The sequence below is a fragment of the Roseisalinus antarcticus genome, from assembly GCF_900172355.1.
Taxonomy (GTDB): Bacteria; Pseudomonadota; Alphaproteobacteria; order Rhodobacterales; family Rhodobacteraceae; genus Oceanicola; species Oceanicola antarcticus_A.
Window position 1 is genome coordinate 134879 of sequence record NZ_FWFZ01000009.1, and the last position, 13005, is coordinate 147883.

Here is a 13005-nt window from a genome sequence, read left to right on the forward strand (position 1 = left end):
ATGCCCGCAAATGACCGCCCCGGCCGGCCCGCGTCAACCCCGGGGGCGGGGCCCGCTGTGGGCCCCTCCGCGCCTAGTCGAAGAGCCCGCCCTGCCCCTTGGGCTGGTCCAGCCCAAGGTGCCGCCAGGCCCCCGCCGCAAGCATCCGTCCGCGCGGGGTCCGCTGGATCAGCCCCTGTTGCAGCAGGAACGGCTCGATCACCTCCTCCAGCGCGTCGCGGCTTTCGCTGAGGGCGGCGGACATCGTCTCTATGCCGACCGGGCCGCCGCCATAGCTCTCGGCGATCAGCCGCAGATAGCGCCGGTCGGCCCCGTCGAGCCCCAGCTCGTCCACCCCGAGGCGGGTGAGCGCCCGGTCGGCGATCTGGGCGGTGACGGTGCCGTCGCCCTCGACCACGGCGAAATCGACCACCCGGCGCAGCAGCCGCCCCGCGATCCGAGGTGTGCCCCGTGCGCGGCGGGCGATTTCCTGGGCCCCGTCCTCGGTCGCCGGCGCCCCCATAAGCCGCGCCCCGCGGGTTACGATCTCGTGCAGCTCGGCCACCGTATAGAACTCCAGCCGGGTCGGGATCCCGAAGCGGTCGCGCAGGGGGGTGGTCAGCAACCCCAGCCGCGTGGTGGCGCCGACAAGGGTGAACGGTTGCAACTCGATCCGCACGGTCCGCGCCGCGGGCCCCTCGCCGATCACCAGGTCCAACTCGAAATCCTCGAGCGCGGGATAGAGCACCTCTTCCACCGCCGGGTTCAGGCGATGGATCTCGTCGATGAACAGGACGTCCTTGGCCTCGAGGTTGGTCAGGATCGCCGCGAGATCGCCGGCCTTGGCCAGCACCGGGCCCGACGTCATCCGGAAGCCCACCCCCAGCTCGCGCGACATGATCTGCGCCAGCGTCGTCTTGCCCAGCCCGGGCGGGCCGTGGAACAGGACGTGGTCCATCGCCTCGCCACGCCGCCGGGCGCTCTCGATGAAGACGCGCAGGTTTGCCCGCGCCTCGGCCTGGCCGATGAACTCGTCCAGAAGCTGCGGCCGCAGGGCCCGGTCGGCGTCCTCGGGCTGGCGCTCGGGGCGCAATGTCGGGTCCGGTTCGGTCATGCGATGTCCTTACGTGGCAGCCGGCGGGGGCTGACGGATGCTCCCTAGCCCTTGGGCGCCAACAGCCTCAAGGCCGCGCGGATCAGATCCGGCGTCTCGGCCCCGGGCGCGTCGGCGGCGGCCTCGGCCACCGCGCTGACCGCTTCGGACGGCCCGTACCCCAGATTGGTGAGCGCCGACAGCGCCTCGGACTGTGCCGCGCCCGAGGGCGGCGGGGGGCGGCTTGCCGGCGCGGTGTCCTCGACGACCGGCGCGGACGCCTCGGCCCGGGCGCCGGCGGCGGCCATGGTCCCGCCCAGCGCCATCACCGCCGGCGCCTTGTCCTTCAGGTCGAGCACCACGCGCTGCGCTGTCTTGGGCCCGACGCCTTTGGCCACGGCGATCGCCGCCGCATCGCCCAGCGCCACGGCACGGCCCACGCCCTCGGCCCCCAGTGCGCCAAGGATCGCGAGCGAGGCCTTGGCCCCGATCCCCTGCACCGACATCAACAGCCGATGCCATTCCTTCTCGAGCAGGGTGGTGAACCCGAAGAGCTGCAACAGATCCTCGCGCACCAGCAGGTCGGTATAAAGCGATACCGCCTCTCCGGGCCCCGGCAGGCTTGCCATGACCCGGTCCGAGACATGGACCACATAGCCCACCCCGCCGACCGAGATCAGCACGTGATCCGCGGCCTTGTAGTCGAGCCGCCCGGCCAGCCGCCCGATCATGCCCCCGCCCTCGCCAGGGCCGCCGCAAGGTGGCCGGCCGATTGCAGGTGGTGCGCGTGACAGATCGCGACGGCCAGGGCATCGGCCGCGTCGGGGCCGGCCAGAACCGCGCCCGGCAAATGGATCCGCACCATGTGGGCGACCTGCTTCTTGTCCGCGTGGCCCACACCGACGATGCATTTCTTGACCGCGTTCGGGGCATATTCCCCCACGCTCAGCCCAGCCTCGGCCGGGACCAGCATGGCGATCCCGCGGGCCTGGCCGAGTTTCAGCGTCCCCGCACCGTCGCGATTGACGAAGGTCTGCTCCACCGCGGCCGCGGCAGGCCGGTATTCGGCGAAGACGCCGCGCAGGCCAAGGCACAGCGACAGCAGCCGCTCCGCCAGATCGTCCCCTTCGGATTTGCACACACCGTTCGCGACATGCGACAGGCGCGAGCCCGTCATCTCGATCACGCCCCAACCCGTCCGACGCAAGCCCGGATCCAGCCCGATTACCCGCATGACTGCCCCTGTCTTGTTATGGTTTTGGGGACGCTAGCACAAAAGGCGAACACCGTTAAAGGGACTTGTCGTGACAGCGCTTTCAGGGGGTCTTTCCCGCCAGGATCCAAAGGCGACATCCGGCCTCGGAAAAGCGACATCTTGACCAAAATTTAATGTCGTTTTTCAATGCGTTATGCCGCTTTCTCGCTATGCATTTCCAGCATGGAAGCATTGCGATCTTTGCACTTCTCAAACCGCAGACTCGGGGATAAATGCGCTGTCACACCCCACGCCCGGCGCATCGCCGGCCGGCTAGGATTAACGACATGGCCCTGTTTGACTCTTTCCGCTCCTCCCCCGCCCCGACCGGCGGCTTCCGCTTCGTTCAGCCGATGGTTCAGCTGATGGCTGGCGTCCAGACCTGGAACGACCACCGCAGCACGCGCAAGTCGCTGTCCAAGCTGACCGCCCATGAGCTCAACGACATCGGCCTCGACCACGCCGACGTCAACGTGGTGGCCGACGGCCGCCGCTGACCCGCTTTCGGCGCTCTTGCTCGCGCCACATCAAGAAGGGCCGCGCTTCTATACGAGGCGCGGCCCTTTTCCTGTCTGCCTTGCCCTTGGCGGCCCTACGGGTCCGGGCGGACGGTTCGGCCCCCGGGGCCTAGCCGAGGAACCGGCCGATCATCTCGGTGATCCACAGGGTCGCGGGATCGGGCTGCAGGATGAAGGCGCCCGCCCGCTCGACCATAACCTCTGAATCCAGCGCCGACAGTCGCGCGGCGTAATCCTGGTCACCGAGGTAGTTGAAAAGAAAGACCTTGAACGCGAAAGCCAGCACGAGCAGCATCACGAAGGGCTTGACCGGAAACCGCAAACCGGCCCGCCGGGGGCGCATCACGATCAACCCGTCCTTGCCCAGCTTCGGCGTCGCACCGCTGGTCTCGATACGTTGGTGCTTTTTCGCAATCCGCTTCACGCGCTGCTCAAAGGGCTCCGTGCTCGCCATGGCGCCACTACTCCGTACGGTCTCACAGGTCGGTCAAGTATCGCCTACCGGAGGAATACGGCAATTTTTCGGCCTCGCGCTCAGGTATCCCTGCGAAACACCAGCGTGGACCAGTCGCCGATCTCGTCATGGCCCAGAAGCGTCAGGCCATTGTCCCCATAGGCCGCGATGATCTCTTCCGCCTGGGCGTTGAGCAGCCCTGACAGGATCACATGTGCACCCGCAGCGGCCGCCCCGGCGATGGACGGCGCAAGCGCCAGCAAGGGCCCCTTCAGGATATTCGCAAAAATCAGGTCGAAGGGCGCTGCGGCCGCGATCTCGGGCGCGTCGAAGCCTGCGGCCTCGATACAGCGGACCCGTCCGGCCAGGCCGTTCGCGACGACATTGGCCTCCGCCACCTCGACGGCCACGGAATCGATGTCGGAGGCCAGGACCTCGCCGGGCCAGACCGAGGCTGCCGCCATCGCAAGGACGGCCGTGCCGCATCCCACATCGATCACCGACGACTTGACCAGGCCGTCGGCGACCAGACGGTCGAGCGCCCGCAGACAGCCCAGTGTGGTGCCGTGGTGCCCGGTGCCGAAAGCCATTGCCGCCTCGATCAGAAGCGGGATGCTGTCGGGCGGCACGCGATCGGCGTCATGGCTACCGTGGACAAAGAAGCGCCCCGCCTCGACCGGGGCCAGATCGCGCCGGACCTTGGCTACCCAGTCCGTGTCCGGCAGTTCGGAGGTCACGAACTGCCGCGCACCATGGGCGGCGGCCAGCAGGGCCAGGGCGATATCGTCGGGGCGCTCGTCGAAATAGGCGCCGACCTCGAACAGCCCCGAGCCGTCCTCCATCTCAAGAACGGCCACGCCGGTCGGCTCGGGGCTCAGCGCCTCCAGCGCCTCTCCGAGCGCCTGCGCAGGCGCCTCGGACTCGGTCTGCGTAATCGCGGTGTAGGTCGGCATCGACACTCCCGTCAGGCGCGTGCCGGACGCATCCGCGCCGATCCCGTGCCGAAAATCAGATTTCGCCCGCCCTGATGGAGGCGGGCTGCGAGGCGCCCATACAACGGTGCCGGAACAAATCCAAGCATCCACGGCCAGTCTGCGCCCTGGGCGCGGGCCCGGAGCCGCGCCCGAAACAGGCTCCGGGCCCGTCGACAGTCGGCAGGCTCAGCCCGCGACCCCGGTCCCGATCGGGCAGGTCACTCCGGTGCCGCCGATGCCGCAATAGCCGCGGGGGTTCTTGGCAAGATACTGCTGGTGGTAATCCTCGGCGAAATAGAACGGCGGCGCCTCCAGGATCTCGGTCGTGATCGCGCCATGGCCGGCGTCGAGCAGCCGCGGCTGGAACGCGGCGCGGGCCCTCTCGGCCGCCTCCGCCTGGGCGGCGGTGTAGGTGTAGATCCCGGAGCGGTACTGGGTGCCCCTGTCATTGCCCTGGCGCATGCCCTGGGTCGGATCATGCCCCTCCCAGAAAATCCGCAGAAGATCCTCATAGGAAATCCGGGCCGGGTCATAGACCACACGCACAACCTCGTTGTGGCCGGTCCGACCAGAGCAGACCTCCTCGTAGGTGGCATTCGGCGTGTAGCCGCCAGCATAACCCACGGCTGTCATGTAGACGCCGTCGAGGGTCCAGAACATTCGCTCGACGCCCCAGAAACAGCCCATGCCGAACATCGCGACTTCCATCCCCTCGGGCACGGAGCGGCTCAGCGGGACGCCGCTGACGAAATGTGTGGGCGCTGTGGGGATCGGCGCCTCGCGCCCGGGCAGGGCGCTATCCGCCGTCACCATTTCCGTCTTGCGGGACATCAGTCCGAACATGTCATGTCTCCTCTAAGGTCTCGTAACGATATAGGGCCGCAAGCCGATTGCCGCCAGATGCCGGGGATCACGTCATCGCGGGCCGCGGCACCCAGGGGCAACAGGCGGATGCCTCCGGCGGGGATACAGAAAGGCAATGAAGACGCGGGTCCGCATTTCTTCTGGTCCCAAATGTCCGGGTTCATGTATCAAACGGGCTCTGTCGCACCTATCAGGTGATGGTCGAGGTTGCCGCTACCCCGGACAGACCGCATCCCACAGCCTCCGTGACCGGGATGCCGGGCGCAATGTGGCCGTGCAGGATGGCGATGGGGACCTTGAGCTCGGCGACCTGACGGTCGAAGTCCCTTGCCGCGAGCCGCTGGCCCAGCAGGTTGGCAAAGATGGATCTTCGCCTCGACGCGACTCCGGCCGGTGGTATCCGCTCCATCGTCGCCGCGGGGGCGCGGCCGAGGTATCTGGATGTGCGCGGGGCCTCGTTGCGCACTACGGCTCCGGCAGTGATGGTCTTCCACGGCTTGGCTCTTGCGGGGCGGGAGGTGGGATACGAACGCCACCGGTTCGAGAGAGTATCCGAACGCAGCAGCGTCGCGCCCGGCGATCACGTCATGACACTTGCGCGTGTCGCAGGCGCCATCTGCCGTGACGCTGCCGATTGCCTTGTCCTCCGGGGTCCGGTCCAGAGGGTCGGGCAGGATCGGCACATCGCCGACGTGCCTCCCGGTGATCTCGACCAACGTCATCAGAGGGCACGTCCGAATGGCGGTATCGCCGTAGGTCTGCCGGCGGCCACGCCTGCCTGTCGGCACGGCATGCCAGCTCATCTCGGGGCCGAACCAGATCGTCAGCGAGGTCGCGAAGCGACGCGCTTGAGCGCCTTCGCCAGTGTGCTCGAACCGATGACACATCAATGGCTCACAATAGGCCGGCCAGGTCCTGGTCCTGCAGGTCGGGGGTGCAGGTCTGCTCATACGGCCCAGCTACCATGCTGGATTCACGAGATGAATCCCTTACGGGTCGGGGCAACAGAGCCACAGGGTCGTCAAACTCAATGAGAGCAAACGACGCGACGCCGAATAGCCTGGTGCGTTTGACAGGCGCTGTTGCATGATGCGGCTGAAGGCGGGACTACCCTTTCCCGGTCTGATGTCAGCCGACGGGCCGCGTGACGAGGACGCCGGGCGCGGCGATGCGATTGAGGACAGCAATGCGGACCTGGAGCTCTGCGGTCTGCCTTTCGGAGTCGCGGGCGACACACCTCTGACCCAGGAGCTTCATGCCGTTTGTCTTGGGCTCGACGCGACTGCGGCGTTGGTCGCCGCGCCACCTCTGCCAGATCGTTCGGCCCGCGCGTCCGATGGCGCGCATGGCCTCGTTTCGCCCTCGGAAAGCGGGACTGTCCTTGTTCAATGGCCTTGCATTGCGCCCGGGCGGGATGATCGCGTCGGCGCCGTGTTTTGCGATGGCGCCACAGCAGCCGCGGGCGTCGTAGGCGCCGTCGGCGGTCACGGACGCGATCGGCGCACCTTTGCAGATCTGCGCCAGCCGGCGGGGCAGCATCGGCGCGTCGCCCACGCTGCTGTCGGTGAACTCGACGGCCCGAACCTCGAGCGTCGCCTCGTCTACGGCCAGGTGAACCTTGCGCCAGACCCGGCGAAGTGCCCCGCCATGCTTGTGAGTATGCGACTCGCCTTCGCCCCGGACCTTGAGGCCGGTGCTGTCGATCCGCAAAGGAAGCGAGCCGCCCCTGCCCCGGTCGGGCAGCTGCACGGCCAGGGTCTCCTGACGACGGAACAGCGTCAAGAAGTCCGGCACCGGCAGTCATGGCCCGCGGGCCGCAGGAGGGTCGCCACGAAGCCCGTTGTCTGCCTCGGCGGCAGGCCGAACAGCACCTTGATCGTCGTCAGGCACGCCTGGACGGCCGCGTCGCTCTGGACCAGCTGTGCGCCACGCTTGCCGGCCAGCGCCGCATGCCACGGCGTCGACGGGTCGAAACAGACGGTCATCCCCGCGGATGATCCGCTTTCGAAGCCCTGGCAAGGCCTTGTCTCTGGACTTGTCCTGCATGCCCCCGAAGCGATTCACGCCGGGGGTCGCGATCCATTGGTCCCTTGGTGCGCTTGCTGCCCAAGGCCGCAGTTATCCCGGGGCCGCAGGCGCTGTGCGGGCAGCGCCTCCTACTCGGCCGGCGCCGGAAGGGCGGCGGAAAAGATCGTCTCGTGCCCCGGCGCCGGGTGGCGCGGGATCATCAGCGCCAGCGCCAGCGAGATGCCGGCCAAGCCAGCCGCAATGAGGAAAACCGCGGCGGGGGACGTGAGCCAGAGATACCCCAGCAGGGCCGGCAGGACGACCGCCGCGATATGGTTGATGGTGAAGGCGACCGCGGCCGTCGGAGCGAAATCCCCGGGATCGGCGATCTTCTGGAAATATGTCTTCAGCGCCAGCGCCAGGGCAAAGAAGATGTGGTCGACGACGTAGAGCCCCGCGGCCAGCACCACCCCCCAGCCGAAAAGATAGACTCCGCCGTAGGCCAGGAAGACGAGGATCAGGCCGACATATTCGAGGATCAGCGCGAACCGCTCGCCGCGCAGCCCCACCAGCCGGCCGAAGAGCGGCGCCAGCACGATGTTCGCCACCAGGTTGATCAGGAACAGGGCCGTCACCTCGTGCACCTCGAAGCCGAAGCGCTCGACCATCATGAAACCGGCGAATACCACGAAGATCTGGCGCCGGGCGCCTGACATCAGCTGCAGCGCATAGTAGAGCCAGTAGCGGCGGCGCAGCACGAGGGTCGTGACATGAGGATTTGGGGCCTCGAACTGCGGATAGGCCAGGTAGCAGACCAGCGCCACGGCCGCGGTGAACCCGCCCGATACCCAGTAGACGAAGCTGTAGGAGAGGCCGAACCGCTCCCATGTCAGCACGATCAGCAGATAGGCCACCAGCGTGGCGCCCGACCCCGCCGCCGCGATCCAGCCCAGCATCTGCGGCGCATGGGCCTTGTCGATCCATTGCAATTGCAGCGACTGGTTCACCGTCTCGTAGTAGTGAAATCCGATGGACGACAGCAGGGTGATCGTCAGGATCCCGCCCATCGACGGAAATTGCGCGGTGACCGCCGTCGCGAGCCCCAGCATGGCCAGCATCACCACGCCCAGCACCTGCTCTCGGATCAGCACCAAGAGCGCGATCACCGCCACCGCAAGGAACCCCGGAATCTCGCGCACAGTATGCAGCCAGCCGATGTCCGCGCCGTCGAAGCCGGCCACCTCGATGACGAAATTGTTCAGCAGCGACGACCAGGTGGCAAAGGCCACCGGCATCGCCATGGACATCACGAACAACAGCGACACCGGCCGTCGCCAGAGCGGCAGGTGGCGGGCTTCGTGCAGGGGAACGATACGCATGATCGACGCTTTAAGCCGGGCGCTGCGCCCTGGCTAGGCGCGATCGGGCGGTGGAGGCTGTGCGGCGCGGCAGGCTTGACGGCGGCCGGGACGGGGCCGGTGTCTCAGTCAAGCCTGCGGATCTCGGCGTTGGCGTGACCGAGGCGGCCGGCCAGCGTGCGCACCAGGTTGGACAGGATCTCCGACAGGATCCGGGGATGGCTGTCGGACAGCGCCTTGAGCTCATCGACCCGGAACACGTAGCACAGCGACGGCGCGAGCGCCGTGACATCCGCCGTGCGCACGCCGCCTTCCACCAGCGCCATTTCCCCGAAGGACACACCGGGGCCGATCGAGGCCAGCCGCCGGCGCCGCTCCGCCGCAAGCGCGATGGAGACTTCGGCCGCCCCGCTGGCCACCATGAACACGGTATCGGCGGCCTCGCCCTCGGCCACGATCCGGTCGCCCGGCCGGAACGAGGTCATCCGCACGATGTCTTCGAGCACCCGGATCTCCTCCGGCGCGAGACCGGCGAAAAGGTCGAAATCGGCCAGCGCGTAGCGGGCGTCGTCCTGACCGTTCTGATGGCTGCGCAGCAACCTGTCCTCGACCGCCTCAAGGGCGCGGTCAAGGTCGGGGGCCGTGCGCACCGCGTCGCTCAGCAGTCCCGACAGGGGCCCGTCGGCCCTGATCCCGGCCAGGGTGATGGTCTGGCCCGCGCCGCCAAAGGCCGCGATCGCATCGGACATCAGACGCAGGCCCGCGGCATCCGCCTGGGTCAGGCGCGACAGGTCCAGCACCAGCTCCGCGGCCGTGCGCCCGCGCTCGGACAGGTGGCGGATCACCGCCTCGGCAGAGCCGAAGTAGAGCGCCCCCTGCAATTCCAGCGCCAGCACCCGGTCGCCGCGGGTGTCGAGCCAGCCGGCCTCGCTGCGCGACCGTATCCGCTTGGAGCGGGCCTCGGCGCCGGTCCGGCTGCTGCGCAGGACGGTGCCGCGATGGGCCCGCTGGCCGAAGGCATGCAGGCCGAAATCGCGGCTGATCGCCTTGCAGGCCTCGACCCCGCGCACCGAATTGCCCACCGCGTCGAGCGGCGGCGACCAGATCGCGATGCCCGCCTGCCCCGGGATCACCGCGACGATCCCGCCCGAGACCCCGCTCTTGGCCGGAATGCCCACGTCATAGGCCCACTGGCCGGCGTAGTCGTACATGCCGCAGGTGGACATGACCGTGAGGACGTCGCGCACGACCCAGGGCGCATAGACCTCTTCGCCGCTGGTGACGCTGCGGCCCTCGTTCGCCAGGCAGGCGGCCATGCGGGCCATGTCCGAGGTCGTCACGGTCACCGAGCATTGGCGGAAATAGAGGTCGAGCACCGCCTCCGGATCGCCCTCGATCATGCCCGAGTTCAGCATCATGTAGGCGATGGCCCGGTTGCGGTGGCCGGTGGCCTTCTCGGAGCCGAAGACGGCCTCGTCCACCGACAGCGGCCGCCCGGCGAGGCGCGAGAACAGCGACAGCATCTGGTCGGCGTCGTCCGGCCCCGTCAACTGGCTCGCGACCGCGATGGCGCCCGCGTTCACCATCGGGTTGAAGGGGCGGTTGTTGGCCTCATCGAGGATGATCGAGTTGAAGGCCTCGCCCGTCGGCTCCACCCCGACCCGGCGCGACAGCTCCGCCTGCCCGACCCGGCCCAGCGCGGCCCCGTAGGTGAAGGGCTTGGACATGGACTGGATCGTGAAGGGCGCCTCGGTGTCGCCGCTGGCGTAGATCGCGCCGTCGACCGTGGCGATGCAGATGCCAAGCCCGGCAGGGTCGGCATGGCCCAGCTCGGGGATATAGCTGGCCACCTCGCCCCCGGACACGGCGGCGAGCCGGTGGCGCAGGTCGTCGAGATAGGTGGTGATCGGCGAAGGAAGCAGAGGAATGGGGAAACGTCCTGGCATGTGCATTGTTGTCGTTCCCGGGGCGAGAGGCTCCGGAATCGTCCGCCGATGCTGCGTCAGCCGGCTGTGCCCTGCATCACAAAACGACGCCGACCGGTGCCTATTGCGCCAGTCCGCCGGGACGTCTGCCGCATTTCAGGGCGAAAATACCCTCCGATTGCACAGACTTGGGGCGAAACCGGCGAACGGCCCGGAAAAGCCGCGCCCCATGCGGGCCGCCGGGCCGTGGCGGGCCCCGGCCGTGCGCCGCGGGCACGGGCCTTCTGGAAGCTTCTAGAAGAAGGTCTGGGGGTCGATGTCGATCGCCATGCGGGTCTCGCCCCGCAGCTTCACCTGGCCTGCCCATTCGGCCAGCGCGGCCTGCAGAGGGGCGCCCTTGTCGGCCTTGACCAGCAGGCGCACCCGGTGACGGCCGCGGATGCGGGCGATGGGCGCGGCGGCGGGGCCGTAGACCTGGGCGCCGATCCGGCGCAGCGGGCCATCGTTGCGCGCCAGATGCGTGCCCAGGTCGAACACGTCCTGCACGTCCGTCCCCGACAGCACGATCCCCGCCAGCCTGCCGTAGGGCGGAACCCCGGCGGCCTGGCGCTCGGCGGCCTCGGCGGCCCAGAAGGCCTCCTCGTCGCCACCGAGGATGGCGCGGATCACCGGGTGCTCCGGCTGGAAGGTCTGCAACAGCGCCTCGCCCGGCTGCTCGGCCCGGCCCGCGCGGCCCGCGACCTGGCGCATCAGCTGGAACGTGCGCTCCGCGGCGCGCAGGTCGGACCCCTGCAGCCCGAGGTCGGCGTCGATCACGCCCACCAGCGTCAGCAGCGGAAAGTTGTGCCCCTTGGCGACGATCTGCGTGCCGATGATGATGTCCGCCCCGCCCGCGGCGATCTCCTCGATCTGCGCCTTGAGCTGCCGCGCGGTGCCGTAGAGGTCGGACGACAGCAGCGCGACGCGGGCCTCGGGGAAGGCGGCGGCGGTCTCCTCGGCCATTCTCTCGACCCCGGGGCCTACGGGGGCGAGCCGGTCCTCGGCCTCGCAGGCCGGGCACTTGGTGGGGATCGGCTTGGTCTCGCCGCATTGGTGGCACATCAGCCGCTTGAGGAACCGGTGCTCGACCATGCGGGCGTCGCAGTTGTCACAGCCGATCTGCGCTCCGCAGGCCCGGCAGATCGTGACAGGCGCATAGCCGCGCCGGTTCAGGAACAGAAGCGATTGCTCGCCCTTTTCCAGCCGCGCCTGCACCGCGGCCTTCAGCGTTGGAGAGATCCAGGTGCCGCGAGGCAGATCCTCTGTCCGCATGTCGATCGCCCGCATCCGCGGCATGACCGCCGGGCCGAACCGTGAGGTCAGATCGATCCGGGCGTATTTGCCGGCCTGGGCATTGGCCCAGCTTTCAAGGCTGGGCGTGGCCGAGGCCAGAACCACCTGGGCGCCGGCCATGGACGCCCGCAGCACCGCCATGTCGCGGGCGTTGTAGAGCACGCCCTCCTCCTGCTTGTAAGAGCTGTCGTGCTCCTCATCGACAACGATCAGGCCAAGATCGCGATAGGGCAGAAACAGCGCCGACCGGGCGCCGACGACCATCTGCGCCTGGCCCTCGCCGACCATCCGCCAGGCCCTGCGCCGCTCGGTCATGGTGACACCGGAATGCCATTCGGCGGGCAGCGCCCCGAACCGGGCCTGCACCCTCGACAGGAATTCCGACGACAGCGCGATCTCGGGCAGCAGGACCAGGGCCTGGCGCCCCCGCCGCAGGCATTCCGCCACCGCCTCCAGGTAGACCTCGGTCTTGCCCGAGCCGGTCACCCCGCGCAGCAGCGTGGTAGCGTATTGGCCAGAGCGGACCCCGGCCCGCAGCGCCTCGGCCCCCGCCGCCTGGTCGGCGGTCAGGTCCTTGCCCGCAAGGTCGGGGTCGAGCCGCGGATAGGGCATGTCGCGGGGCGTGTCCTCTTCCCGGACGGCCCCCTGCGCCACCAGGCCCTTGACGACCGAGGCCCCGACCCCGGCCTGGTCGGCCAGCTCGCCCAGGGTGAAGGACAGCCCGACGAAATCCTCCAGCACCGCCAGCACCTTTTCGCGCGACGCGGTCAGGCGGGACGGCACGGTCTCGCCCAGACGGTAGACCTTGCGCATGGCGGGCGGATCTCCCAGGCCCGGCGCGCGCGTCGCCAGCCGCAGCATCGCGGGCATGGGCGTCAGGGTGTAGGCGGCGGCGCGTTCGAGAAAGGCCCGCATCTCGGCGCCCATGGCGGGCGCGTCCAGAACCCGGATGACGGACCGGATCCGGGCGCTGTCGAAATCCCCGCGCCCTTTCTCCCAGACCACGCCCAGCACCTTGCGCGGTCCCAGCGGCACCTCGACGAACTGCCCGGTCATGCAGCCGCCCTCGGGCGCCTTGTAATCCAGCACCCGGCCGATGGGTTGCGTCGTCAGCACCCCGGCAAGCTCGCCCTCGTGAAAGAAGTCCGTCACGCGCCTTCGGGTCCCGTTTCTGTGCCACCGCGCCGCATCTGCCTCGGGCCTAGTCGCGCCCGCGCCTCGACACAAGTGCGGCCGCAGCACCTTT

10 protein-coding genes and 2 pseudogenes are annotated in these 13005 nt (G+C 68.8%); 1 reads left to right on the plus strand and 11 read right to left on the minus strand.

Annotated elements, in window-relative coordinates:
* Positions 1–73: 73 nt before the first annotated feature.
* Genes ruvB through ruvC form a run of 3 tightly spaced genes read right to left on the minus strand, consistent with a single transcriptional unit; the run spans position 74 to position 2306 of the window.
* Entirely contained in the window at positions 74–1093 is a 1020-nt protein-coding gene (gene ruvB / locus ROA7023_RS10975) for a Holliday junction branch migration DNA helicase RuvB (protein ID WP_085879082.1), read from the minus strand.
* Between the two features lie 44 nt (positions 1094–1137).
* Positions 1138–1803 carry a Holliday junction branch migration protein RuvA gene (ruvA, locus tag ROA7023_RS10980; protein WP_085879083.1) on the minus strand — a complete coding sequence of 222 codons (666 nt, stop codon included), beginning with the start codon at positions 1801–1803 and terminating at the stop codon, positions 1138–1140.
* Positions 1800–2306, minus strand: a complete 507-nt coding sequence (gene ruvC, locus ROA7023_RS10985) for a crossover junction endodeoxyribonuclease RuvC (RefSeq protein ID WP_085879084.1) — start codon at positions 2304–2306, stop codon at positions 1800–1802. The genes ruvA and ruvC overlap by 4 nt, the downstream gene beginning before the upstream one ends.
* Before the next feature lie 308 nt (positions 2307–2614).
* Between ruvC and ROA7023_RS10990 the strand changes: the two genes are divergently transcribed.
* The gene (locus ROA7023_RS10990) at positions 2615–2824 is read left to right on the plus strand and encodes a DUF1127 domain-containing protein (protein ID WP_085879085.1); all 210 of its coding nucleotides are present in this window, start codon (positions 2615–2617) and stop codon (positions 2822–2824) included.
* A 130-nt stretch (positions 2825–2954) separates the two neighbouring features.
* Here the strand turns inward: ROA7023_RS10990 and ROA7023_RS10995 are convergent, their stop codons facing one another.
* The 8 genes and pseudogenes from ROA7023_RS10995 to ROA7023_RS11030 form a co-directional block, all read right to left on the minus strand.
* Entirely contained in the window at positions 2955–3299 is a 345-nt protein-coding gene (locus ROA7023_RS10995) for a hypothetical protein (RefSeq protein ID WP_085879086.1), read from the minus strand.
* 80 nt (positions 3300–3379) lie between these two features.
* On the minus strand, positions 3380–4252 hold the full coding sequence (locus tag ROA7023_RS11000) for a 50S ribosomal protein L11 methyltransferase (protein WP_085879087.1): 873 nt from the start codon (positions 4250–4252) through the stop codon (positions 3380–3382).
* A 207-nt stretch (positions 4253–4459) separates the two neighbouring features.
* On the minus strand, positions 4460–5116 hold the full coding sequence (gene msrA / locus ROA7023_RS11005) for a peptide-methionine (S)-S-oxide reductase MsrA (RefSeq protein ID WP_085879088.1): 657 nt from the start codon (positions 5114–5116) through the stop codon (positions 4460–4462).
* Between the two features lie 211 nt (positions 5117–5327).
* Positions 5328–6087: pseudogene (locus ROA7023_RS11010) on the minus strand (transposase).
* Positions 6088–6265: 178 nt separating this feature from the next.
* Positions 6266–7197: pseudogene (locus ROA7023_RS11015) on the minus strand (IS5 family transposase).
* Between the two features lie 96 nt (positions 7198–7293).
* Positions 7294–8523: an MFS transporter gene (locus ROA7023_RS11020; RefSeq protein ID WP_085879089.1), complete on the minus strand. Its 1230-nt coding sequence runs from the start codon at positions 8521–8523 to the stop codon at positions 7294–7296.
* Positions 8524–8627: 104 nt separating this feature from the next.
* Positions 8628–10448 carry a glutaminase A gene (gene glsA, locus ROA7023_RS11025; protein ID WP_159458482.1) on the minus strand — a complete coding sequence of 607 codons (1821 nt, stop codon included), beginning with the start codon at positions 10446–10448 and terminating at the stop codon, positions 8628–8630.
* A 273-nt stretch (positions 10449–10721) separates the two neighbouring features.
* Entirely contained in the window at positions 10722–12911 is a 2190-nt protein-coding gene (locus ROA7023_RS11030; RefSeq protein ID WP_085879091.1) for a primosomal protein N', read from the minus strand.
* Between the last annotated feature and the right edge of the window lie 94 nt (positions 12912–13005).

Excerpts from the sequence above, each read along its gene's own strand:
- ROA7023_RS10995 (WP_085879086.1), bottom strand. The coding sequence starts at position 3,299 with ATGGCGAGCACGGAGCCCTTTGAGCAGCGCGTGAAGCGGATTGCGAAA.
- ROA7023_RS11020 (WP_085879089.1), bottom strand. The coding sequence starts at position 8,523 with ATGCGTATCGTTCCCCTGCACGAAGCCCGCCACCTGCCGCTCTGGCGA.
- ruvC (WP_085879084.1), bottom strand. The coding sequence starts at position 2,306 with ATGCGGGTAATCGGGCTGGATCCGGGCTTGCGTCGGACGGGTTGGGGC.
- msrA (WP_085879088.1), bottom strand. The coding sequence starts at position 5,116 with ATGTTCGGACTGATGTCCCGCAAGACGGAAATGGTGACGGCGGATAGC.
- ruvB (WP_085879082.1), bottom strand. The coding sequence starts at position 1,093 with ATGACCGAACCGGACCCGACATTGCGCCCCGAGCGCCAGCCCGAGGAC.
- ruvA (WP_085879083.1), bottom strand. The coding sequence starts at position 1,803 with ATGATCGGGCGGCTGGCCGGGCGGCTCGACTACAAGGCCGCGGATCAC.
- glsA (WP_159458482.1), bottom strand. The coding sequence starts at position 10,448 with ATGCCAGGACGTTTCCCCATTCCTCTGCTTCCTTCGCCGATCACCACC.
- ROA7023_RS10990 (WP_085879085.1), top strand. The coding sequence starts at position 2,615 with ATGGCCCTGTTTGACTCTTTCCGCTCCTCCCCCGCCCCGACCGGCGGC.
- ROA7023_RS11000 (WP_085879087.1), bottom strand. The coding sequence starts at position 4,252 with ATGCCGACCTACACCGCGATTACGCAGACCGAGTCCGAGGCGCCTGCG.